The organism is Ensifer sp. GW821-FHT05G01 (assembly GCF_059419585.1).
The window spans coordinates 1-22745 of the sequence record NZ_JBWKSC010000001.1 but is presented as its reverse complement, the minus strand read 5'-3'; the positions used below and the strand labels follow the sequence as shown (position 1 = coordinate 22745).

General features: G+C 61.2%; 22 protein-coding genes. 7 read left to right on the top strand and 15 right to left on the bottom strand.

Features of this window, described 5'->3' with window-relative positions:
- Positions 1-9: 9 nt before the first annotated feature.
- From AC07UR_RS00110 to AC07UR_RS00075, 8 genes are all read right to left on the bottom strand, one after another.
- Positions 10-1020, bottom strand: a complete 1011-nt coding sequence (locus AC07UR_RS00110; RefSeq protein ID WP_209788399.1) for a type II secretion system F family protein — start codon at positions 1018-1020, stop codon at positions 10-12.
- A gap of 8 nt (positions 1021-1028) precedes the next feature.
- Positions 1029-2495: a TadA family conjugal transfer-associated ATPase gene (locus AC07UR_RS00105; protein ID WP_209788401.1), complete on the bottom strand. Its 1467-nt coding sequence runs from the start codon at positions 2493-2495 to the stop codon at positions 1029-1031.
- A gap of 29 nt (positions 2496-2524) precedes the next feature.
- A complete protein-coding gene (locus AC07UR_RS00100) occupies positions 2525-3814 on the bottom strand; it encodes a CpaE/TadZ family protein (protein ID WP_209788403.1) in 1290 nt (429 codons plus the stop codon).
- 18 nt (positions 3815-3832) lie between these two features.
- Positions 3833-4507 (bottom strand): CpaD family pilus assembly protein, encoded by a 675-nt coding sequence (locus AC07UR_RS00095; RefSeq protein WP_412728328.1) that lies wholly within the window; start codon positions 4505-4507, stop codon positions 3833-3835.
- 77 nt (positions 4508-4584) lie between these two features.
- Complete coding sequence (locus tag AC07UR_RS00090; protein WP_173420925.1) at positions 4585-6120, bottom strand: type II and III secretion system protein family protein; 1536 nt, start codon at positions 6118-6120, stop codon at positions 4585-4587.
- 20 nt (positions 6121-6140) lie between these two features.
- Positions 6141-6950, bottom strand: coding sequence for a Flp pilus assembly protein CpaB (cpaB, locus tag AC07UR_RS00085; RefSeq protein WP_173418533.1), 810 nt, complete (start codon positions 6948-6950; stop codon positions 6141-6143).
- Positions 6951-7078: 128 nt separating this feature from the next.
- Positions 7079-7594, bottom strand: a complete 516-nt coding sequence (locus AC07UR_RS00080; RefSeq protein ID WP_209788405.1) for an A24 family peptidase — start codon at positions 7592-7594, stop codon at positions 7079-7081.
- 212 nt (positions 7595-7806) lie between these two features.
- A complete protein-coding gene (locus tag AC07UR_RS00075; protein WP_173418531.1) occupies positions 7807-7989 on the bottom strand; it encodes a Flp family type IVb pilin in 183 nt (60 codons plus the stop codon).
- 253 nt (positions 7990-8242) lie between these two features.
- Between AC07UR_RS00075 and AC07UR_RS00070 the strand changes: the two genes are divergently transcribed.
- From AC07UR_RS00070 to AC07UR_RS00040, 7 genes are all read left to right on the top strand, one after another.
- On the top strand, positions 8243-8665 hold the full coding sequence (locus tag AC07UR_RS00070; protein WP_173420924.1) for a pilus assembly protein N-terminal domain-containing protein: 423 nt from the start codon (positions 8243-8245) through the stop codon (positions 8663-8665).
- A gap of 113 nt (positions 8666-8778) precedes the next feature.
- Positions 8779-9402 carry a TadE/TadG family type IV pilus assembly protein gene (locus tag AC07UR_RS00065; protein WP_173418530.1) on the top strand — a complete coding sequence of 208 codons (624 nt, stop codon included), beginning with the start codon at positions 8779-8781 and terminating at the stop codon, positions 9400-9402.
- Positions 9399-10004 (top strand): TadE/TadG family type IV pilus assembly protein, encoded by a 606-nt coding sequence (locus AC07UR_RS00060; protein ID WP_173418529.1) that lies wholly within the window; start codon positions 9399-9401, stop codon positions 10002-10004. Before AC07UR_RS00065 ends, AC07UR_RS00060 begins: the two co-directional genes overlap by 4 nt.
- 140 nt (positions 10005-10144) lie before the next feature.
- Positions 10145-11365 carry a phosphopentomutase gene (locus AC07UR_RS00055; protein WP_209788407.1) on the top strand — a complete coding sequence of 407 codons (1221 nt, stop codon included), beginning with the start codon at positions 10145-10147 and terminating at the stop codon, positions 11363-11365.
- Entirely contained in the window at positions 11362-12330 is a 969-nt protein-coding gene (locus AC07UR_RS00050; RefSeq protein ID WP_209788410.1) for an adenosine deaminase, read from the top strand. The genes AC07UR_RS00055 and AC07UR_RS00050 overlap by 4 nt, the downstream gene beginning before the upstream one ends.
- Positions 12331-12458: 128 nt before the next feature.
- Positions 12459-13088 carry a uracil phosphoribosyltransferase gene (gene upp, locus AC07UR_RS00045; RefSeq protein ID WP_077499538.1) on the top strand — a complete coding sequence of 210 codons (630 nt, stop codon included), beginning with the start codon at positions 12459-12461 and terminating at the stop codon, positions 13086-13088.
- A gap of 151 nt (positions 13089-13239) precedes the next feature.
- Positions 13240-13770 (top strand): retropepsin-like aspartic protease family protein, encoded by a 531-nt coding sequence (locus tag AC07UR_RS00040; protein WP_209788412.1) that lies wholly within the window; start codon positions 13240-13242, stop codon positions 13768-13770.
- Here AC07UR_RS00040 and deoA read toward each other — a convergent pair.
- The 7 genes from deoA to AC07UR_RS00005 all read right to left on the bottom strand — a co-directional run bounded on the left by deoA (position 13763) and on the right by AC07UR_RS00005 (position 22490).
- Complete coding sequence (gene deoA, locus AC07UR_RS00035; protein WP_209788570.1) at positions 13763-15079, bottom strand: thymidine phosphorylase; 1317 nt, start codon at positions 15077-15079, stop codon at positions 13763-13765. The genes AC07UR_RS00040 and deoA overlap by 8 nt on opposite strands.
- Positions 15076-15882: a purine-nucleoside phosphorylase gene (locus tag AC07UR_RS00030; RefSeq protein WP_209788415.1), complete on the bottom strand. Its 807-nt coding sequence runs from the start codon at positions 15880-15882 to the stop codon at positions 15076-15078. The genes deoA and AC07UR_RS00030 overlap by 4 nt, the downstream gene beginning before the upstream one ends.
- The gene (locus AC07UR_RS00025) at positions 15879-16271 is read right to left on the bottom strand and encodes a cytidine deaminase (protein ID WP_077499546.1); all 393 of its coding nucleotides are present in this window, start codon (positions 16269-16271) and stop codon (positions 15879-15881) included. The genes AC07UR_RS00030 and AC07UR_RS00025 overlap by 4 nt, the downstream gene beginning before the upstream one ends.
- A 4-nt stretch (positions 16272-16275) precedes the next feature.
- Entirely contained in the window at positions 16276-17247 is a 972-nt protein-coding gene (locus AC07UR_RS00020; protein ID WP_077499548.1) for an ABC transporter permease, read from the bottom strand.
- Positions 17248-17250: 3 nt separating this feature from the next.
- A complete protein-coding gene (locus AC07UR_RS00015) occupies positions 17251-18384 on the bottom strand; it encodes an ABC transporter permease (RefSeq protein ID WP_173418523.1) in 1134 nt (377 codons plus the stop codon).
- On the bottom strand, positions 18381-19916 hold the full coding sequence (locus AC07UR_RS00010; protein ID WP_209788418.1) for an ABC transporter ATP-binding protein: 1536 nt from the start codon (positions 19914-19916) through the stop codon (positions 18381-18383). Before AC07UR_RS00010 ends, AC07UR_RS00015 begins: the two co-directional genes overlap by 4 nt.
- 249 nt (positions 19917-20165) lie before the next feature.
- On the bottom strand, positions 20166-22490 hold the full coding sequence (locus AC07UR_RS00005; RefSeq protein WP_209788420.1) for a heavy metal translocating P-type ATPase: 2325 nt from the start codon (positions 22488-22490) through the stop codon (positions 20166-20168).
- Between the last annotated feature and the right edge of the window lie 255 nt (positions 22491-22745).

The window sequence follows — 22745 nt, the reverse complement described above, 5'->3', positions numbered from 1 at the left end:
AATTGCACCTCAGATGTCGAAGTTGATCATATTGCGCATCATCAGGATGCCGATGCTCATCCAGACGAGACCCGCACCGATAATCAGATGCCCGCGCTGATCGGTGAACAGGATCATCATGTAGTCAGGCGATGTCAGATAGACGAGGGTCGACACGATGAATGGCAAGGCACCGATGATCCAGGCCGAAGCCTTGGCTTCCATCGACAGAGCATTGACCTTGGCCTTCATCTTCTTGCGCTCGCGCAGGACCTTCGACAGGTTGCCAAGCGCTTCGGACAGGTTACCGCCGGCTTGAGCCTGAATGCCGATCACGATCGCAAAGAAATTAACCTCCGACAGCGGCATGTGATTGATCATACGGGCGCAGGCATCGGTGACACTCAGCCCGACCTGCTGCGATTCCACCACCCTACGGAATTCGCTCTTTACCGGTTCCTGCCCATCATTGGCGATGAGGCGGAGCGCGTCGTTCAAAGGCAGGCCGGATTTGATCGACCGAACCATGACGTCGAGCGCGTTCGGGAACTCTTCAAGAAACTTCTTGCAACGGCGCTTGATCAGGAAGTTGACCAGCCAACGCGGCAGGCCTGCAGCGACAATGACGCCGATGCCCGCGGCTATGGCCAGACCGGCACCCAGGATCAACGCGACAAAGGTTGCAAAGAGACCGAACAGTGCGCTGAAAACATAGAATTTTGCCAACGAGATAGACAGATTTGCCTGCGCCAGCCGCGCCTTCATCGAGGGCGCGGCTTTCGCCGATTTTTCCTGCTGCTTCTTCTCGAGCTCCTTAAGCGAATCCTGGACCGACTTGCGCCGCTTCGACATCTCGTTGACGCGGTCACGGGCCGCCTTGACCTTGACCCGATCTGTTTCGGCCGCGCTCACTCTGCGCACACGACCTTCCGTCTTCTTCTCGCTTTCGATGCGCGAATACATCACGCCATAGGCCAGCGCCGACGCCGATATCGCGACCAGGGCAGCCAAGGCGAGGACGGGAAGGCCTATGCCGAACATCGCGGATCCTAGCCCTTGTCCATGGCGTCGAGCGTCGCCGCCAGGCGCTTGTCTTCGTTGAAGTAGCGGGCGCGGTCCCAAAAATGCGGACGCCCGATGCCGGTCGAAACGTGGCGGCCAATAATGCGGCCGTTGGCATCTTCGCCTTCAATTTCGTAACGCATCAGGTCTTGCGTGATGATGACATCGCCTTCCATGCCGACCACTTCCGTGATGTGGGTGATACGGCGCGAACCATCGCGCAGGCGCGCAGCCTGGATGATGACGTCGATGGATCCGGATATGATCTCGCGGACAGTCTTGGCCGGCAGCGTGAAGCCACCCATGGCGATCATCGATTCCATGCGGGCGAGGCATTCTCGCGGCGTATTGGCGTGGATGGTTCCCATCGAGCCGTCATGGCCGGTGTTCATCGCCTGCAGAAGGTCGAACACCTCAGGTCCGCGCACTTCGCCGACGATGATGCGTTCGGGTCGCATGCGCAGGCAGTTCTTGATGAGATCCCGCATGGTGATCTCACCCTCGCCTTCGATATTCGGCGGCCGGGTTTCGAGACGAACCACATGCGGCTGCTGCAATTGCAGTTCGGCCGTGTCTTCGCAGGTGATCACCCGTTCGTCGAGATCGATGAAGCCGGTCAAGCAATTGAGGAGCGTCGTCTTGCCCGAACCGGTACCACCCGAAATGACGATGTTGCAGCGGACGCGGCCGATGATCTGAAGAAGGACGGCACCTTCCGGCGTGATCGCACCGAATTTCACCAGCTGGTCGAGCTTCAGCTTGTCCTTCTTGAATTTGCGGATGGTCAGTGCCGTGCCGTCGATGGCGAGCGGCGGCGCGATGACGTTGACGCGCGAGCCGTCGGGAAGACGCGCATCGCAGATGGGACTGGATTCGTCGACGCGCCGCCCCACCTGCCCCACGATCCGCTGGCAGATCGACAGAAGCTGGGCATTGTCGCGGAAGCGGACCTCGGACTCGATGGTCTTTCCGGCGACTTCGATGAAGGTCTGGCCGGCACCGTTGACCATGATATCGGCGATGTCGTCGCGCGCGAGCAGCGGCTCCAGTGGCCCGTAGCCAAGCACGTCGTTGCAGATATCGTCGAGCAGCTCTTCCTGCTCGGAGATCGACATCGCGAAGTTCTTGATCGTGATGATGTCGTTGACGATATCGCGAATTTCCTCGCGAGCGCTTTCCGTATCGAGCTTGGCCAGCTGCGACAGGTCGATCGTATCGATCAGAGCCGAGAAGACCTGCGATTTGGTATCGTAGTAGTCCTCGGTGCGCGCGGGTCGCTTTCTTTGTGCCGGGGCTGGAGATTGTGGGCGAGCGGCGGACGTTTGCGGGTCGGCAAGCACCGGCACCGCGGCGCGCTCGATCACCGCCGATTGCGTGACCGGGGCGATCGGCGGCATCGCGGCACCTGTGGTGCCGCCCTTGCCGAAGCCTTCGTTTCCGCGTTTGCCGAACATGTTCCTGATCCGCCCGTTCTGTGCGCCGTCTATTTTCTGCCGAGCGCCGCAAGCATCTTGCCGAGACCGCCGCGCCGCGCCTTCTTCATCGACGCGCGGCCGGTGAGCAGGTGCGCGAGCTGGGAGAAGGTTTCGGCTGCTGCCGACTTCTTGTCGATCTCCGCAATCATGCGGCCGCTGTTCGATGCATTGCCAAACAGGACCGCATCGAACGGAATTATGGCTGCCGCTTCGATTTCCAGCGATTCGCAGAATTCGTTCACCGCGATCTCCGGACGTTTCGGCATGCCCACCTGGTTCAAGACAAGGTGGGGTTGCTTGTCGTTCGGCCGAAGCTTCTTCAAGGCATCAAGCAGGTTCTTCGTGTTGCGAAGGCTAGCGAGATCCGGCACCGCCGTAATGACGATTTCATCGGATTCGCCGAGCACCGAGCGTGTCCAATCCGTCCACATATGCGGGATGTCGAGCACCGAAACCGGCGCGCTGCGTTGCAAGATCTCAAGGATCGGATGAAAGGCACCGCCCTCGAAGTCATAGGCACGATCCAGCATCGACGGCGCCGCAAGCAGCGAAAGATGGTCGGAGCATTTGGTCAGAAGCCGATCGAGAAAAACCTCGTCGAGCCGCTCCGGCGCGAAAACCGCCTCCGATATGCCTTGCGGCGGGTCCTGGTCGAAATCGATGTTGGCGGTGCCATAAGGCAGGTCGAGATCGGCAAGGATGGTCTCCGTCGAAAAGAGGTTCGAAATTCCCCAGGCGCAATTGTGCGCGATGGCAGACGAACCGCTGCCGCCCTTGGCGCCGATAAACGCCAGGCTGCGTCCCAATGGCTCGGCGTCGGGATCGACGAAGATCGATGCGACCGCGGACAGAACGTCTGGCATTGCCACGGGCGCGACCATGTATTCCGAAATACCGTTGCGGATGAGCTCGCGATAAAGCCCGATATCGTTGTATTTGCCGACGAGGATCACCTTGGTGCTCGGATCGCAGACCGCGGCCAGCGGCGCAAGTTCGCTCAGCAGGAACCGCGGATCGGCCGATGTTTCCAGAATGATCAGGTTCGGCGTCGACACGCTCGCAAACATGTTGGCCGCGGCATCGATGCCGCCGTTGTTGATGCGCAAGCTGACCTTCGCCATACGGCGATCCTGGCCGCAACGCTCCATCAGTCGCTGCATCGCCTCGGTTTCGCAAAACGCGTGGATCGAGATGCGCGGCAGCGGGCGGACCTGCTCGAGGTCACCCGGCTGCACGGTATCGAAGGCGAGGTCGCCGGCCGCGGCGCCCGTTTCGATCCTGTACTCAATGGTGCTCATCTGATGATCCCAACGATATCAATTGAAGACGATGACGGGTCCGTCACTCTTTTCGGTTCCGCGCCAGTCCTTGATGACCTGACCACGCTGCTCGGCATCGATCGGCGACATCTGACGCGGGCCGAGCAGATCGGTCGGATTGGCGATCTGCGCCGCCAGATTGGATTGCGATGCGCAGCCGAAATTATAGTAGTTGCGGTTCTGGATCGTATTGAGCGCAACGTCCTCGGGCCATTCACCACAGGGGGACGTCTGGGCGGTGATCGCCACATAGCTAATGCGAACAGGTGCAGCGTCACCCATCGGACCGGCCTCGTAGCCCGCCTCGATCAATCGCTTGGCCGGGACACCGGCGGCAACGAGAACGCTGCGGATCTCCTTGCGCATGGCCTGGGCTGCGTGGCTGTTTGCCGAGCCGCGCGGCAGCATGATCTGGACAACACCGGTCGACAAATTGCGATAGTCGGCCGCAAAGCCGCTGATGACGTCGCGCGTGCCCTGCGTCAACCGGCGATCGCCGGAGGCGATCGGGATATCGATCGTACGCTCACCTTCGGCAAGCACGATCGGGTGGCGGGTACGGTAGTCATCCGGGATGGAGCCCGTTGCAAGATTGTCCTTGGTGCCGCAGCCGGCAAGCAGCCCCGCGGCAACGACGAGGATTGCAACATGCCGCAAATGACGGGCGGGCATTCCGGATCTGTTGAGGGGCATGGCACTCGGCCTTTCAGAATTCTCGTGGAAGCTGCTTCGCGTTTGCATGACCCAGCCTATTTGTAGATGAAGCCAACGTTGCCGTGGTAGCGGCCAGCCGGAGCGGATGCTTCCGGGCGCCCGTAGATCCGGTTCACGCGACCAAGGAAGAAGCTCTCCCAATCATTGGCTGCATTGAAATTGTCGTCGGGCCTGGAGATCGCGCTTCTGGCCACTGGCCGCACGAGATAGGGCGTCGCGATGATGACGAGTTCGGTCTCGTTGCGGACGAAATCCTTGCTGCGGAAGAGCGTTCCGAGGACCGGGATCTTCGAGGCGCCCGGCACGCCGGACATCGCCTGACGGATGTTGTCCTGCACCAAACCGGCGATGACGATCGAACCACCAGAAGGAAGCTCGACGCTGGTCGATGCCTCGCGCTTGCGAATGCCGAGGAAGGTGTTGCCGGGGATGGCGTTGGAGCCGTTGCCGGTAACGACACTGCCTTCGTAGGTCGGCTCCGACACTTCGGTCTCGACCTGCAGGCTGATCCTGCCAGGACCGAGAACGACAGGCTTGAAGTTCAGGCGAATGCCGTATTCGACGTCGTTGACCTCGCGTTTGACCTTACTCAGGCCGGTGGTGGGGTCCCTTTCGACCTCTTGCATGCCGGGCAGCCGAAACTCGCCGCCAACGTAGAATTTCGCCTCTTGGCCCGAAATCGCGGTCAAGCTCGGCTCGGCAAGCGTGCGCATCACGCCTGCCTGCTCCATCGCATTGATGTAGCTTGCTATCGTCGTTCCACCAATCGAGCCCTTGATGAGTGCGTTTGCGCCGAGCCCGATGGCGTCTCCGAGGTTGGCGGGGTTGCGGAATCCGATGCTGCTGTCGCCATCGGAGACGCTGCCGTTGAAGCCGAGTTGCTTGAGGACCTGGCGGCTGACCTCGGCAACCGTAACTTTCAGCGTGACCTGATCATCGCCATCGATGGTCAGCAGGTTGACGATCTGCGAGACCTGCCGATCCTCAGCAAAGATATCGGCATCACCATTGTTGCCCTGCGCGGTAATGTTGCGTGTGGTCGCTTCACCGCCCTGGAGGAAGGCCTTGGCGAGGTCGACGGCGCGTGTCGAATCGAGCGGCGTGCGCACGGTGCCTGTCAGGACGATGTTGTCGGAGATGATTTCGACATTGATGTCGGCATCGGGAATGAAACGGCGCAGGTTTGACTGCAGGTTGGCGATGTCGCGCTCGACCTCGACGTCAAGACTGACGATCTCTTCGCCGTTCGGCCCGAATACGAAAATGTTGGTCTGCCCCACGGATTTACCAAAGAGATAAATCCGTCTGGATGTGCGCGTAACGGCATCGGCGAGGGATGGGTCAGCAACGAGAATATCGTGGGCATCGGAAGGTAGATCGACGACAACGGCCTTGTTCAGCCCAAGGCTGACCTTCTTCTTCGCCCCCGGCCCGCTTTCGACGATCCTGACGACCGAGGAGGCAGCCGCATGGGCGGACGGGAGCGTTGGCAGCGCGATGCCCGAAAATGTCAGGCAAAACGACAGGCCCGCAGCAACAGACGCCCGAAACTTATTTCCGATCCGCTTCACCTTGTGCTCCACTCGATCGCTCATTGTTGCTGGCCCTGACTTGAACCGTCGCCCTTGACGATGGAGCCAGACTTGATGACCTGAATGCTGGGTTGGCCATCACCGCTCAAAAGATAATCCGCTGCGTTCGTATCGGGCTCCTGAGCATCCGCGACGCTGCGAAGGGCGAGCGAGATACGCTCGGCCATCTGCTGGGCGACGGTCATGACCTTTGATTGATCAGGGGTCAGCTCCAGGGTCGCCGTGGTGCCGACCACGGATTTGGAGCCATCGTCCTTCTCCTCGACCTGCTGGTCGATCGCCAGAACGCGGACGTTGCTGAGCACCGTTTCCGTCAGGAAAACATCGTTGTCCGACTTGCGGACCATGATGACGTCGACCCGGTCGTTCGGCAGGATGAAACCGCCGGCGCCTGTCGCAACGGTAATTTCCGTAGCAACCGCGCGCTTGCCGGCAGGCAGGAGCGACGACATGATTCGACTTGAGGAGTCGGCAACCTTCTCGTTGCGCACCGGCTCACCATTGAATATCGGCAGCCGAACGACGGCGCCGGTCAGGTCTTCAATCGCCGATGGGCGGTTTTCTTCGGTGATGAGGCCATCGACGATGCCGTCCTTGGGCCAGGCCATCCAATGGACGGCGTCTCCGCCGAGGCGAGACCCGACAGGTAAGCTCTTGCTGGCTACGAGGACATTGACAGTCGGAGCCCGCTCAATGACGGGCTCGGCCGTTAGCCGGGCAGGACCGCGGGTCAGCTTCATCGCCAACAACCCGGCCATCGCCGCCGACGCGACGGCCACCGTCAGTATGATGATGCGAACCGGTTTCATGATCGTTTCTGTGCCCCGCAGATATGCCGGGATCAGATTGATCAGGAATTGGTGTAATTATAGTTAACGACCCATCTACGGGTATGGTTAACAGTCTCCTTCCGAGCAGCTTTCCGCACCCATCAACGCTAGAGGCCAAACTGCGCGAGAGCCATTCGATACAAGGGCGAGGCCGGAAAGGCCAGGAAGGCGCCGGCAGCAATGGCGATTGCATAGGGAATTTTCTTTGCGGTCAGCAAAAGACCAGGGATTGGAATGCCGGCGGCAAGCAACACATGCTGGCTGGACCGCAACATCACAATGAGCACAGTCAAGACGCCGCCCATAAGCGAGACATACAGCAGGAACGCCAGAAGAGAGCCGTTCAGCCCATACCAAAGAGCGCAGGCGCTCAATAGTTTTGCGTCACCGCCCCCCATGACACCGGAGGCAAAAAGGCAAAAGCACAAAAGGAAGACCAGCAGACCGGCAGCCACATCGAAACCGATGTCAACGAAACCGGAGCCGGCGGCGACGTTCGCGAGGACCGCGCCAACAGCAAGAAGCAGCGACAGACGATTCGGTATCGTCATCGTCATCAGATCTGAGGCAGCGGCCCAAATCAGACACAGCGGAAAGATTGCAAGGAAGGCCAACAAGAGCATTTATCGAAATCCACTCCGCGAGCGAGACTTAGAGCGCCGTGCGTTCGGAAGAACGCACCAGGGAGCTCCGGCACTTTGATTCCTGAGCATCTTATCCGCCTTCAGCGATTCGTCTTAAAGGCGGGATGTTCTTGAACATATCTGCCAAGGTAACAAAAAGCCGCCAACAAGGGCGGCTTTCTGCTTTTCATTCCGTGAGGCTTAAGGTTGCCTTACGGCGCGGTCTGCGAACCGGTCACCTGATCGGCGAGGAACGTAAACTGGCCGTCGAGAACGTTGCCCAGCTGGGTCGCGCCACCGATCAGCGCAACGGAGATGAGGGCAGCAATGAGGCCGTATTCGATTGCAGTTGCGCCAGACTCGTCCTTCATCAGACGGGCAAAAATCTTCTTCATGATGATTCTCCTACTTCGCGATTGTTGTTCAGCACGTCCGCCAACTGTTGCCGTTGATCGGATGAGCCCAACCTATGCCCGCCGGATTGCTACCGACTTAAGGAAGGCGGTTACTAAAAGATGAACGTCGCATCGCTGATTTTTGGGTAAACGAACGGCAAACATTTCCAGGCCGCTGGCGAGACGCTTGTACCTTAACGCTTCATTCACCAAGACGCGCGAGGATGCGGCGATGTCACCTCAAGGACGCCCCATGTCTGTGCCCTCCACGACCGCCCAAGCCAGTTTATCTCTTCTCGTGCTCGTCGGGCTTTTTGCGGTGTCTCCAACCCGGCCCGCCCTTGCCCAGGATGACATCATGCGCGTCTACATGGATCACGCGCGCGTCCTCAAGCTTGATCGCCCCGTAAGCAAAGTGATCATCGGCAACGCTGATGTTGCCGACGCAACGGTCGCCGACGCAAAGACCATCGTCGTCACAGGCCGCAATTTCGGCACGACGAACCTTGTGATCCTGGACCAGGATGGCAATGCGATTGTCGACGAGCGCATTCTCGTCTCTATCGACGAGGGCAATACCGTGCGTGTCTACAAGCAGACTTCACGTACCGTGCTGTCGTGCACCCCGAACTGTGAGCGGCATGCCGAACGCAAAACGACCGGCGCCACCAATTAGAATCAGGTAAAAAACGCCGGCGATCATTAAAATGCCGATGATCATCGAGAACGAAATATCAAGAGTTACCCCTTATTTCTCACCCATCAAACGTAACATGATGGGACGACGAGATGTTGGCCGAACAGGAAGTTCAAGGCTCTAGGCAATCTTCGAGATCAAATCGCGGTCCGCTGCGGCGTCTGTTTGGGAATAGAAGTGGCGCGGCGTCGATCGAGTTCGCGATTCTGGCGATCCCGTTCCTTGTGGTCACTTTTGCCTGCTTCGAGACATTCTTTGCCTTTGCGGGCGAGCGCCTCCTGGCCAACGCGACGGAGGTGATGGCGCGCAAAGTTCGCACTGGCGAGATCACCTTCGCCAGAGGCAAGCCCACCGACATGACGGAGAAACAGTTCCGTCAGGCGTTCTGCGCCGAGATCTCGGTGATGCTGACGTGCACCGGCAACGAAGTGAACATTCCGAGCAGGTTGCTTATCGATGTCAAGAGCACGACCGACCTGGCTCAACTGCCAGTCGATATACCGCGAATGGCCAAATCCAACGACATCAATACCGGGAACTTCTCCTTCGCACCGGGAGGACCGGGCACATACAACGTGCTGCGCGCGTACTACCGATGGAGCGTGATCACGGACCTTGTCCGTCCTTTCGTGACCAATCTGCGCCCCGCCGGTGCGAGCATGCCACGAGACTATCTCATGGTCGCGACCGCGACTTTCCGCAACGAAAACGAATGAGGGCGTCCGTGACCTCTCTTACGAAGAAGACAATCGCCTTGTTTGCCCGTACTCGCGGCGCGATTACGTTGCTCGCAAAAGACCGCAGCGGTTTCGGCGCGATCGAATTCGCCATGGTGATCCCAATGTTGATCGTCGCCTATATCGGGGCGTTCGAAGTGACCCTGGGGTTCTCGGTGAAGAACAAGGTCGAACGGGCCGCAAGCTCGGTGGCGGATATGGTGGCGCAACAGTCAGAGGTTAACAAAACCTATCTCGGCAACATGTCGAGTGTCGCCAAGAGCATCCTCGCACCCTACCAGAATTCTGGATACACCCTGAAGATAACCGGAATCAAAGTCGACGCCGCCAACAAAGGCACTGTGATCTGGTCGCGCGATCAGAGTGGCGCGATACCCTACCCCGCAAACTCTGCGACAACTGTACCGGCGCAGTTTGCCACCACCGAAGCCTTCGTCGTTCGCACCGAACTCGTCGTTCCGCACGAGCTTCTGCTCTTTGCCGAGGGCCTGGGGTCCAGCACACTCAAGACGATCAACCTGTCCAAGACGGCCTATTTCCGTTCGCGCCAGGCGGAAATCATAAAGTGCCCCGACTGCTGATCGCAGCATAACCGAACCCAATTGCAATGCGACTTCGCCGGCGCTATTCCTTCGGGATTGCGCTGGCGGCATCTGCTTCCGCGCTCGTTGCAGCAACGGACCGTGGGCTTTGCCCCGCGCTCCGGCTTACCGGATCGTTCATGGCGCGCGCGTTTCTCTTTGTCCTCGATTCTTTCGGCATAGGCGGTGCGCCGGATGCAGAAACCTATGGCGACCTGGGCGCGGACACGCTTGGCCACATCGCCGAATTCTGCGCGACCGGGGCGGCAGATCGCGCAGGCTTGCGCGAAGGGCCGCTCAATCTTCCCAACATGTCGGCGCTCGGGCTCATGCACGCGGCGAAATTGGCAACGGGGCGGGTGCCGGTGGGCATGCCGGTGCCAGGCCGGGTCTACGGCGCCTACGGCGCTGCGAGCGAAGTCTCGCGCGGCAAGGATACGCCCTCAGGCCATTGGGAGATTGCAGGTACGCCTGTCATGTTCGACTGGGGCTATTTCCCGGCCGAAGGCGACGCGTTTCCCGCCGAGCTGGTCGAGGCGATCTGCCGCGAGGGCAACATCCCCGGCATTCTCGGCAATTGCCACGCCTCCGGTACGGATATCATCGCCCGCCTCGGCGAGGAGCATATGCAGACGGGAAAGCCGATCTGCTACACCTCCTCCGACAGCGTCTTTCAGATTGCCGCACACGAGCACACTTTCGGGCTGGACCGACTGCTGGAGTTCTGCCAGGTCGTTCGCCGCCTCGTCGACGACCACAATATCGGCCGCGTCATTGCCCGCCCCTTCATCGGGCAAAGCCCACAGACCTTTGTTCGAACCGGCAACCGGCGCGACTACTCGGTTCTGCCGCCGGAGCCGACGGTTCTCGACCGGCTGGCGCACGCCGGCCGCACGGTGCACGCGATCGGCAAGATCGGCGATATCTTCGCGCACCAGGGCGTGACGAAGCTGACCAAGGCCGACGGCAACATGGCGCTGTTCGATGCGAGCCTTGCCGCAATCGATGAGGCCGAGGATGGCGACCTCGTCTTCACCAACTTCGTTGATTTCGACATGCTTTTCGGCCACCGCCGCGATGTCGCGGGATATGCCGCAGCCCTCGAAGCCTTCGACGCACGGCTGCCCGATCTCGACCGGAGGCTGAAACCCGGCGATATCATCATCCTGACCGCCGATCACGGCTGCGACCCGACCTGGCGCGGAACGGACCATACACGCGAGCGCGTGCCGGTGCTGATGTTCGGGCCGGCGGTACGCAGCCGTTCGCTCGGGATCGCCAACACCTTTGCACATATCGGCGAAACGGTCGCCAGACATCTCGGGATCGCACCGGGCCTACACGGGAGAAGCCTCATTTGACCGCACATCTGAAGAAGGCGGAACTGCACTGCCACATCGAGGGCGCGACACCGCCGGAACTGGCGCTGTTGCAGGCGGAGAAGTACGGGCTCGATACCAGTGAAATCATCGCCGACCGCGCCTATGTCTGGGCGGATTTCACCAGCTTCGTGAAATGCTACGACGCAGTCGCCTCGCTGTTTCGAACGCAGGAAGACTATGCGCTTCTTGCCGAAACCTATCTTACGGAACTGGCAGAAGCCGGAACGATCTACAGCGAGATCATCGTTTCGCCGGATCACGGTAACACCATCGGGCTTGGCGCCGACGCCTACCTCGAGGGCCTGGCCGCTGGCATGGAGGCGGCGAAGGCAAAGACCGGGATCGAATCCCGCATGCTGATCACCGGCATCCGACATCTCGGTCCGGAATCTGTCGTCAGAACGGCCGAGTTTGCCGCCAAAAGAGAGCACGCTCTGGTCACCGGCTTCAATCTGGCAGGCGAGGAACGCATGCACAGCGTCGCCGATTTTGCCCGGGCCTTCGATATCGTGCGCGATGCCGGCCTGGGTCTGACGATCCATGCAGGCGAGCTTTCGGGCGCCTTCAGCGTGCGCGATGCGCTCAACCATGTCAGGCCGTCGCGCATCAGCCACGGCGTGCGCGCGATCGAGGACGCGGATCTCGTCAAGCGGATCGCCGATGAGCGTGTCGTTCTGGAAGTCTGCCCCGGATCCAACATCTCGTTGCAGGTCTTCCCGGATTTCGGCTCCCATCCCTTGCGGGCCCTGCACGAGGCCGGCGTTCGGGTGACCCTCAATTCTGACGACCCGCCCTTCTTCCACACCTCCCTTGCCCAGGAATACGACATCGCTTCGTCGGTGATGGGCTTCGAAGACGACGACATCAACGGCATGACCAGGACCGCGATCGAGGCGGCGTTCGTCGACGAGGCGACACGTCAGGCCCTGATTTCACGCCTCTGACCCGTGCCTGTGCCTGTCCGGGCGAACGGCACGGCTGGGGATGAACGCAACGAGCCGCCCAACGCCCTTGCGGCCGCGGAGCATTCCATGGAAAAAGGGCGTATACAGAAACTTCCGGGAAGGTGGCCATGGACGGCGTAACAGTGATCGATCATCCGCTTGTGCAACACAAGCTGACCATCATGCGCAAGAAGGAAACCTCGACCGCGGGTTTCCGGCGACTGCTTCGGGAAATCTCGACGCTGCTCTGCTACGAGGTAACGCGCGATCTGGAATTGACGATGGAGCGCATCGAGACGCCGATGCAGGAGATCGACGCGCCGGTGCTGGAAGGCAAGAAGCTTGTCTTCGCTTCGATCCTGCGCGCTGGCAACGGCCTGCTGGAAGGCATGCTCGAACTGGTGCCTTCGGCCCGCGTCTCGCATATCGGCGTCTATCGCGACCACGATACATTGGAAGCGGTGGAATACTTCTTCAAGGCACCCGAAAGCCTGTCCGAGCGGCTGATCATCGTCGTCGATCCGATGCTTGCGACCGGCAACTCCTCGATCGCGGCGATCGACAAGCTGAAGGAACGCGGCGCGAAGAACCTGCGCTTCCTCTGCCTGCTCGCAGCGCCCGAAGGTATCCGCAACTTCCAGGCTGCGCACCCGGATGTGCCGATCTTCACTGCATCGATCGACAGCCATCTGAACGAACTCGGCTACATCATGCCCGGGCTTGGCGATGCCGGCGACCGCATGTACGGAACGAAGTAATTTTCCGTTTCTTAACCAGAGCGAAGAATTGACCAAAAACCGCCGGCAAACCGGCGGTTTTTTTGTGCCCTATTAGCCTTCCCCTGCTCTACTGAACGCTCGATCGGCACGTTCTTGCGCGACATGCTTGAATGCACGGGAGGCCAGGCCATTGTTCGGACGTTTGTTGACATTTGCCGGCGGCATCGCGGTTGCGGCCCTGGTCATCCCAGACCTTGCGAGTTCCTATCTCTCAAGCCCCGAGACCACCGATGCGGGCAAGACGGCGGCAAGCACCCCCGTTCCGGCAACGACGGCAACATATGCATCGGGCAAGGCGGTGGTACTCGAAGCCGACCGCTCGGGCCATTTCTTCGGCGCCTTCCGCATCAACGGCCGCACCGAACGCGGCATGGTCGATACCGGCGCCAGCACGATCGCGATCAATGTCTCGACCGCGCGCAGGCTCGGCCTTTCACCGGCGACACTTAAATTCGACGTTCGGGTTGGAACGGCCAATGGCCAGGTCGACGCAGCACGCACGAAGCTGAGCAGGGTTGAAATTGGCGGCATATCCCTGCGGGACGTCGACGCCTTCGTGCTGCCTGACAAGTCGCTTTCCGGAATGCTCGTGGGCATGAGCTTCCTCAGCCGGCTATCATCCTATCGCGTCGAAGACGGCGCTCTGCACCTGGTCAGGTGATCCTTGAAAGGACCGGCGCACGCGTCTCCGGCTGGATGTCGGCGATCACGTAGAGTGACCGGATCTCTTGGCGCGCCCGCACCGCCGCATTCTCGTCCGCAGCATGGACGAACGCGAAGGGCTCCCCTTTGGCGATCGGCGTTCCCAGAGGCTTCAACGCGGAGAAGCCAACGCGATGATCGATCTGGTCGCTCGGATGTGTCCGCCCGCCGCCCAGAGCAATAACGCTCATCCCGAGATCGCGAGTCCGGCAGGACTGCAAAAAGCCGTCGCTTTCGGCTTCCACTGGCAAGATGACCGGCGCCGGCACCAGGTATTGTCCCGGCCGATCGACGAAATCCGCGGGACCGCCGAGCGCATGCACCATCCCGGCGAAACGCTCGAGCGCCGCACCGTTTTCAAGCGCCCCACGGGCGAGTGCCTCGCCGGCCGGCGGATCGACTGCCGCACCGGCTGCAACAAGCATTTCGGCGGCGAAAGCCATCACGACGGTTTCCAGACGGGTGCCACGCTTGTCGCCTTTGAGAAAGGCAAGGCAGTTCCAGATCTCGAGCGCGTTGCCGGCCGCATCGGCCAGAGGCTGATTCATGTCCGTGAGCAACGCCGACGTGCGCACGCCGGCGCCATTGGCGACATCGACCAGCGATCGGGCCAGCACCTCTGCTTCGCCGGCATCGCTCATGAACGAGCCATTGCCGACCTTGACGTCGAGTACCAGCGACTGCAGGCCGGCAGCAAGCTTCTTCGACAGGATCGATGCGGTGATCAGCGGAACGGAATCGACGGTCGCGGTGACGTCCCGGATGGCGTAGAGGCGCTTGTCGGCCGGCGCCAGATTGGCGGTCTGGCCGATAATGGCGCAGCCGACCTCGTCGACCGTCTTGCGAAACAGTGCCGCCGACGGCTGGATATCATAGCCGGGTATGGATTCGAGCTTGTCGAGCGTGCCGCCGGTGTGACCCAATCCCCGCCCGGAGATCATCGGAACGGCCAGGCCGCATGCGGCAACGATCGGGGCAAGCATCAGCGAGACGTTGTCGCCGACACCACCGGTGGAGTGCTTGTCGACGATGGGGCGGGCGATGCTGCTCCAGTCGAGCGTATCGCCGGAATCGCGCATCGCCAGCGTCAGCGCCACCGTCTCGTCGCGGCTCATGCCTGAAAACCAGATGGCCATGGCGAAGGCCGCAACCTGGCCCTCCGAAATCGAGCCATCGGAGAGACCGCGGACGAAGCGTGCAATGTCTGCCGCTTCGAGGCTCCCGCCATTTCGCTTGCGACGGATGATCTCCTGGGGAAGCATGGTCAGTTGGCCGCCGCTTCGGTGGAAATCATTTCCTTGAGAATCGCGGCGAGCCGCTTGCCGCCGACGGGGGCCATGTCCTTGGTTTCATGATGGCTGAGTTCGCCACCGGTCATGCCCGCGCCGAAATTGGTGATCACCGAGGCTGCCGCGACCTTCAGGCCCATGAAGCGCGCAAGGATCACTTCCGGCACGGTCGACATGCCGACGGCATCGGCTCCGAGCACGCGCGCCATGCGGATTTCCGCCGGCGTCTCAAAACTCGGCCCGGAGAACCACATATAGACGCCCGCCTGCAGGGGAATTCCCAGTCGCTCGGCGGCACCCTGCATGCGCGCGGCAAGCTCTGCATCGTAGGCACTGGTCATGCCGACGAAGCGATCGTCGCTTTCAACGCCGATCAGCGGGTTGAAGCCGGAAAAATTGATGTGATCCGAAATCCGCATCACCGAACCGGGCGGCAGATCGTCCCTGAGCGAGCCCGCGGAATTGGTCAGCACCAGGTTCTCGACGCCGAGGTCCTTCAGGGTTTGCAGCGGCACGCGCATGGCGTTGGCATCACCACTCTCGTAGTAGTGCACCCGGCCGGACAGCATCACGACCGGAACGTCGCCAAGCAAACCTGCGACGAGCTCGCCGGCATGGCCGGAAACGCTGCTGACAGGGAAACCGGGAATGTCCGCGTAGGAAATGCGGATTGCGCCGCCGACCGCTTCGACAAGTGTGCCAAGTCCTGACCCGAGGACAATGCCATAGCGTGGAGACAGGCCACCGAGCCTGTCCCGCAGAAATTCCGCAGCGCTGTTCATCCGAGGATCTCGGTCTCGAAGCTGTGCGGCAGCAGATCCGACAGAGCCAGCGTCTTCTTCACGCCCGTCTCGTCGCAGAGATAGATCCGGGTACTGGCGCCGGAGAATTCCGCAAGCCGCTGCCGGCAGCCGCCGCAAGGCGGGCAGAGCGCCAGCTTCTCGGCAATCACGGCAACTTCCATGATCTTGCGCTGGCCGGCCATGACCATGTGGCTGATGGCAGTGGTCTCGGCACACCATCCCTCCGGGAAGGAGAGGTTCTCGATGTTGGCGCCGGTATAGATCTGGCCGTCTTCAGCACGGATCGCGGCACCCACCGGAAACTTGGAATAGGGCGCATGCGCCTTGGCCATCGCCTCGCGGGCGGCCTCGAAGAGCTCGTTTTCCATGGTCTTACCGCTCCTTCACATAGGGGACACCGCCGGCTTTCGGCGGGATGGCCTTGCCGATGAAGCCGGCAAGCAAGATGACGGTGAGAATATAGGGCAGTGCCTGCATCAGCTGCACCGGCACCTGGCCGATCAGCGGCAGGGGATTGCCCTGCAGACGGATCGCAAATGCATCGAGGAAGCCGAAGAGCAGGCAGGCAAGCATGATGTTGAACGGCCGCCACTTGGCGAAGATCAAGGCTGCAAGAGCGATATAGCCCTTGCCGGCCGTCATGCCCTTGACGAAGCCTGCGGTCATCGCCAGCGACAGGTAGGCGCCGGCAAAGCCGCACAGGATGCCGCAGCAGATGACGGCGCGATACCGCATCCAGATCACCGAAATGCCGGCTGTGTCGACGGCACCCGGGTTTTCGCCGACGGCGCGCAGTCTGAGGCCGAAGCGGGTGCGGTAAAGGATCCACCAGCTGAGCGGCACCATCGCGAAGGCCAGATAGGTCAGTATGAAATGGCCGGACAGCAGGTCGGCATAGATCGGTCCGATGAAGGGAACCTCGCGAATGGTGTCCGCGAAGGGGAAATTGATCGTCTGGAACCGGGCGCCTTCGGCCAGCGCCGGCGTGCGCCCACCCTGACGGAACCAGGCTTCGCCCAAGATGACGGTGGAACCGGCGACGATGAAGTTGATGGCGACGCCGGAAACGATCTGGTTGCCGCGCTGGGTGATCGATGCGTAACCATGAACCAGCGACAGGGCCACCGAGATGAGGATGGCGGCAAGCAGCCCCAGCCAGACGGACTGGGTGATGGCGGCGACCGCGCCGGCGGCAAAGGCCGCACCCAGCATTTTGCCCTCAAGGCCGATATCGAAGATACCGGCACGCTCGGTGAAGAGCCCGGCGAGGGCGGCAAAGATCAGCGGTACGGAGACGCGGATGGTGGACTCGAGGAGCACCACGATGACGTGGAAGAAATCCATGGCTCAAGCTCCCTTGGTCTGGGCAACGACCGCGGCGCGCCGGCTGGAGGTGGAAAACAACCGGGTGATCGCCGGCCGGAACATGTTTTCAAGGGCGCCCGCAAACAGAATGACGAGGCCCTGAATAATGACGATCATGTCGCGCGAGATCGACGGCATTTCGAACGAGATCTCGGCGCCGCCCTGATAGAGCACACCGAAGAGAACGGCCGCAGGGATGATGCCGGCGGGATGCGAACGGCCCATGAGAGCAACCGCGATGCCTACGAAGCCTGCACCCTGGACGAAATCGAGCTGCATGCGGCCCTGCTCACCCATGATCGGGTTGAGCGCCATCATGCCGGCAAGCGCGCCTGAGATCATCATGGTAATGACGGTGATGCGGCTCTCGCTCATGCCGGCATAACGGGCGGCCGACGGGCTGTGGCCCATGGTGCGCATCTCATAGCCGAGCTTGGTGCGCCAGATCAAAAGCCAGACGCCAAAGGCGGCGACCAGCGCCAGCAGGAACGACACGTTGAACGGCGCGGTTCCGATATCGAGCCCGAAGATCGACAGCAGCCAGTCAAGCTTGGGAAGCTGGCCGCCTTCCGCAAAGGTGCGGGTTTGTGGCGACATCGAGCCGAGCGGTTTCAACACCCGGGTCAGGAGATAGACCATCAGGCTCGACGCGATGAAGTTGAACATGATGGTGGTGATGACGATATGGCTGCCGCGCTTGGCCTGCAGCCAGCCGGGCAGGAACGCCCAGGCGGCGCCGAACAGGGCCGAACCGATGATCGCCAGCGGGAAAACCACGAACCACGGCATCGTCTGGTCGAGCCAGAGGCACGCGAGCGCGACGCCGATACCGCCGACATAGGCCTGACCTTCGCCGCCGATGTTGAAAAGCCCGGCGTGGAAGGCGACTGCGACCGCAAGGCCGGTGAAGATGAAGGTCGTGGCGTAATAGAGCGTGAAGCCGATGTATTCGCCGCGGCCGAAGGCACCGTTGATCAGATGGTAGGCGGCTTCGAGCGGGTTTTCGCCGACGAGCAGAACCACGAGACCGGCAACGAGAAACGCGACGGCGAGATTGACCAGCGGGACGAGGCCGTATTCGACCCAGCCCGGAAGCTTTGCATAGGGATTGCTCATTCTGCGGCCTCCTTGCGGCCTTCGACGCCGGCCATCAACAGGCCCAGCTCGCCCTCGGTCGCATCGGGATCGCGCTCGCCGACGACACGGCCGGCAAACATGACCAGGATACGGTCCGACAGGGCGCGGATTTCATCGAGTTCGACGGAGACAAGCAGGACAGCCTTGCCCTGGTCGCGCATCTCGATGATCCGTTTGTGGATGAATTCGATGGCACCGACGTCGACGCCGCGGGTCGGCTGGCCGATGATCAGCACATCCGGGCTCCGCTCCATCTCGCGGGCGAGAACGATCTTCTGCTGATTGCCGCCGGAGAAATTGGCGGTCTTCAACCGGGCGTTCGGCGGGCGGATGTCGTATTCGGCGATCCGCTGCTCGGCATCCTTGCGGATGGCATCGACATTCAGGAAGACGCCATTGAGGTAACGCTTGTCGTGATGATAGCCAAGGATCGCATTTTCGCATTCCTCGAACTTCAGAACCAGGCCGACGTGGTGCCGGTCTTCCGGCACGTGGGCGAGACCGCGATCGCGCAGCTCCTTGGGATCGACATGGCCAGTGACGTTGATCGGCTTGCCGTTGAGCAGCACCTCGCCCGAAACGGCTCGACGGATACCGGAGATTGCCTCGAGCAGTTCCGACTGGCCATTGCCGGCAACGCCGGCAATACCGACGATCTCGCCGGCCCTGAGGTTGAACGAGACATTGTCGACCATGGTGACGCCGCGGCCGTCCTTGACGGTCAGTCCGTTGACGGACAGCTTGACGTCGCCTGGCTTGGCTTCGCCCTTTTCGACGCGCAGCAGCACGCGACGGCCAACCATCAGTTCGGCCAGTTCCTCGACCGAGGTTTCCGCCGTCGTGCGTGTCGCCACCATCTCGCCGCGCCGCATCACCGAAACCTCATCGGTAATCGCCATGATTTCGCGAAGCTTATGGGTGATGAGAATGATGGTCTTGCCCTGGCTCTTCAGCTGTTCGAGAACGCGGAAAAGATGGTCGGCTTCGGCCGGCGTCAACACGCCGGTCGGCTCGTCGAGGATCAGGATATCGGCGCGGCGGTAGAGCGCCTTGAGGATTTCGACGCGCTGCTGCAGGCCAACGGGCAATTCCTCGATGACCGCGTCCGGGTTGACCTCGAGCGCGTATTCGCGCTCCAGCCGCTTCAACTCGTCACGCGCCTTGGCAATGCCCTTGTTGAGGATCTGGCTTTCTTCCGCGCCGAGCATGATGTTTTCGAGAACGGTGAAGTTCTCGACCAGCATGAAATGCTGATGCACCATACCGATGCCGGCGGCGATCGCCGCATTCGGGTCGCGGATCGTCACCTGTTTGCCGTCCACGTGGATTTCGCCGCTGTCGGCCTGGTAGAAGCCGTAGAGGATCGACATCAGGGTCGATTTGCCTGCACCGTTTTCGCCGATGACGCCGTGGATCGTACCCTTGCGGACTTTCAGATTGATATTCTTGTTGGCGTGAACCGGACCGAAGCTCTTGTCGATCCCACGCAGTTCGATGGCAATACTGTCCATATTGGCCTTGCGATCCCCAAACTGGCCCGCTTCGGTCTTCTTCCCAGAAACCGTGCCGGCGATTTTTTTACCATTTGGTATAAGTTTATCATCGATTTCCCGGCACGGAAGCCCTCAATCGAGATCTCCTTATACTCTCACCGGATCGCTGATGAGAGTCCAGCATGAATATACACAGGCAGATCAACGGTCATCGCAACAAAAAACCGGCGACATTCGATGCCGCCGGCTCCGTTTTATGTCTTTGCTTCAAGCCGTTCTGGCGGGCCGCAACAGGCGCAGCGCATTCATGGTCACCAGCACCGTGGCGCCGGTATCGGCCAGAATGGCCGGCCACAGACCGGTGATTCCGGCAATCGTGGTGACGAGGAAAACGGCCTTCAGGCCAAGCGCAATAGTGATATTCTGGAAAATGTTTCGCATTGTAGAGCGGGAAAGGTTCACCATCGCCGCGACGTCTCCAACCCTGCCATGCAGCACGGCTGCGTCGGCCGTCTCCAAGGCCACATCGGTGCCGCCACCCATGGCGATGCCGACATCGGCCGCAGCAAGCGCCGGCGCATCGTTGATACCATCTCCGATCTTGGCGACGTTAAAGCCGGACGTCTTCAATTCGCCGACGATTCGCTGCTTGTCCTCAGGCAGCAGTTCTGCACGCACCTCCATGCCGAATTGCCGGCCAATCGCCTCTGCCGTGCGGCGGTTGTCACCGGTCAGCATGACCACATGGATGCCGGCATCGGTCAGCGCCTTCACGCCGGCGGCGGCATCCGGACGCGGTTCATCGCGCATGGCGATTGCACCGACGATCGCGTTGTCAGCAATCAGCACCGAAACCGTCTTGCCCTCGTCGTTGAGTGCCGCAATGCGCGTGTTCTGCTCCGGTGACATTGGCACGCGATCGTTTGCAGCCTGCGGCGAACCGAGGAACACATCGGCCGTGCCGACTACGCCCTCAAGGCCCTTGCCGCCGATCGCCTTTACCGTCGCTATGCCCGGGATCGGCAACTTCAACTCTCCGGCACGCTGCAGGATCGCTCGTGCCAATGGATGGCTCGATCCTTGCTCGAGCGCTGCGGCAAGGCCCAGCACTTCGTTTTCGGCGCGGCCGAAGCCGACGACATCCGTGACCCGGGGCTTGCCTTCGGTCAGCGTGCCGGTCTTGTCGAAGGCCGCAGCGGTGATCTTGCCGACATTTTCCAGTACGGCGCCGCCTTTCAAAAGCAGGCCGCGGCGCGCACCGGCCGAAAGGCTGGCGGCGATCGCTGCCGGCGTCGAGATCACCAGGGCGCAGGGGCAACCGATCAACAGGATCGCCAGCCCCTTGTAGATCCATTCACTCCAGACGCCGCCACCCAGAAGCGGCGGCAGGATCGCGACGAGTGCTGCGACGACGACGACGCCGGGTGTGTAGTAGCGCGAAAAGCGATCGATGAAGCGCTCGGTCGGTGCCTTGCTTTCCTGCGCCTCCTCGACCAGCCGTACGATGCGGGCAATAGTATTGTCCGAGGCGGCAGCCGTCACGCGGACGCGCAGGGCGCCGTCGCCATTGACCGTTCCGGCAACGAGTGCGTCGTCTTCAGCCTTGTGCACCGGCGTGCTTTCGCCGGTGACTGGTGCTTCGTCGACGGCGCTTTCGCCCGAGAGGATGATGCCATCGGCTGGAACACGGTCGCCGGGGCGCACGAGGATGACGGCGCCGACATGAAGACTTTCGGCCGGCACTTCATCGACGCGGCCGTTGCGCTCAAGATAGGCCGACTTGGGCACCAGTGCCGTCAGCGATTGGATGCTCGCCCGCGCCTTGCCTGCGGCCACGCCTTCGAGCAGTTCGCCGACGAGAAAGAGCAAGACGACCATGGCCGCTTCTTCCGTCGCGCCGATGAAGACGGCTCCCACGGCGGCAATCGTCATCAACATCTCGATCGAGAACGGCGTGCCCGAGGTTGCGGCAGCGAAGGCGCGCCGCGCGATCGGCAGCAGACCGACCAGCATGGCAAGCGTGAAGATCCAGGGCTCGGTGGCCGGAACAAGGTGACCGAGGCCGTAGGCGGCGGCCAACGCCACACCGCAGGCAATCGTCAGCCGGCCCTTGCCCGATCGCCACCAGGGACCGGTCGTTGGGCCATGATCGTGTGCATGGGAATTTGGCGGCTGTGACACGGATGGCCGGGCAGCGTTGTGGCTGTTGCCATGATCATGCGTGTGATGGCTGGCGTGCGCGTGCTTGCCGCCGTCATTCCCATGCCCATGGCAATGGTCGTGGTCGTGGTCGTGGTCGTGGTCGTGGTCGTGAGAATGGTCGCCCGAGCAAGTGTGTGCGGCAACAATGGCCGGCTTCTGGTGGCCGGTGATTGGATGCAGCCGGTAACCGAGTTTTCCGACCTTACTGACGATGTTCGCCGCAAGCGCGCCGTCGTCGGCGTGCTTGACCGACATCGTACCCGCGGCAACGGAAACCGAGACATCCTCGACACCCGGCATACGCCGGACGGCGGTGTCGATCTTCGAGGCACAGGACGCACAATCCATGCCCTCGACCCGATAGCGGTTTTCACGAATATTGCCTGCCATGACCTGCTCCTTGCATATCTTGCCGCAAGGCTACGACCTCTAGCGACTAGAGCTGCAAGCCGGAATTGTGCGTCACCGTGAAGTTTTTTCGAAGGCGGCCACAAGGTCGGTTCGAGCTTCGCTTGGCTCGCTTTGTCGATGGCTCGAGAACGCCAAAAGCCCGCCGGTTTTCACCTAGCGGGCTTTTATGATTTGGTTGCGGGGGCAGGATTTGAACCTGCGGCCTTCAGGTTATGAGCCTGACGAGCTACCGGG

Coding starts and splice junctions, on each gene's coding strand:
- AC07UR_RS00105 (WP_209788401.1), bottom strand. CDS start 2,495: ATGTTCGGCAAACGCGGAAACGAAGGCTTCGGCAAGGGCGGCACCACA.
- AC07UR_RS00060 (WP_173418529.1), top strand. CDS start 9,399: ATGAGGGCGTCCGTGACCTCTCTTACGAAGAAGACAATCGCCTTGTTT.
- AC07UR_RS00020 (WP_077499548.1), bottom strand. CDS start 17,247: ATGGATTTCTTCCACGTCATCGTGGTGCTCCTCGAGTCCACCATCCGC.
- cpaB (WP_173418533.1), bottom strand. CDS start 6,950: ATGAAACCGGTTCGCATCATCATACTGACGGTGGCCGTCGCGTCGGCG.
- AC07UR_RS00095 (WP_412728328.1), bottom strand. CDS start 4,507: ATGCCCGCCCGTCATTTGCGGCATGTTGCAATCCTCGTCGTTGCCGCG.
- AC07UR_RS00015 (WP_173418523.1), bottom strand. CDS start 18,384: ATGAGCAATCCCTATGCAAAGCTTCCGGGCTGGGTCGAATACGGCCTC.
- AC07UR_RS00080 (WP_209788405.1), bottom strand. CDS start 7,594: ATGCTCTTGTTGGCCTTCCTTGCAATCTTTCCGCTGTGTCTGATTTGG.
- AC07UR_RS00065 (WP_173418530.1), top strand. CDS start 8,779: ATGTTGGCCGAACAGGAAGTTCAAGGCTCTAGGCAATCTTCGAGATCA.
- AC07UR_RS00025 (WP_077499546.1), bottom strand. CDS start 16,271: ATGGAAAACGAGCTCTTCGAGGCCGCCCGCGAGGCGATGGCCAAGGCG.
- AC07UR_RS00010 (WP_209788418.1), bottom strand. CDS start 19,916: ATGGACAGTATTGCCATCGAACTGCGTGGGATCGACAAGAGCTTCGGT.
- AC07UR_RS00030 (WP_209788415.1), bottom strand. CDS start 15,882: ATGAACAGCGCTGCGGAATTTCTGCGGGACAGGCTCGGTGGCCTGTCT.
- AC07UR_RS00110 (WP_209788399.1), bottom strand. CDS start 1,020: ATGTTCGGCATAGGCCTTCCCGTCCTCGCCTTGGCTGCCCTGGTCGCG.
- AC07UR_RS00005 (WP_209788420.1), bottom strand. CDS start 22,490: ATGGCAGGCAATATTCGTGAAAACCGCTATCGGGTCGAGGGCATGGAT.
- AC07UR_RS00055 (WP_209788407.1), top strand. CDS start 10,145: ATGGCGCGCGCGTTTCTCTTTGTCCTCGATTCTTTCGGCATAGGCGGT.
- AC07UR_RS00100 (WP_209788403.1), bottom strand. CDS start 3,814: ATGAGCACCATTGAGTACAGGATCGAAACGGGCGCCGCGGCCGGCGAC.
- AC07UR_RS00075 (WP_173418531.1), bottom strand. CDS start 7,989: ATGAAGAAGATTTTTGCCCGTCTGATGAAGGACGAGTCTGGCGCAACT.
- AC07UR_RS00070 (WP_173420924.1), top strand. CDS start 8,243: ATGTCTGTGCCCTCCACGACCGCCCAAGCCAGTTTATCTCTTCTCGTG.
- upp (WP_077499538.1), top strand. CDS start 12,459: ATGGACGGCGTAACAGTGATCGATCATCCGCTTGTGCAACACAAGCTG.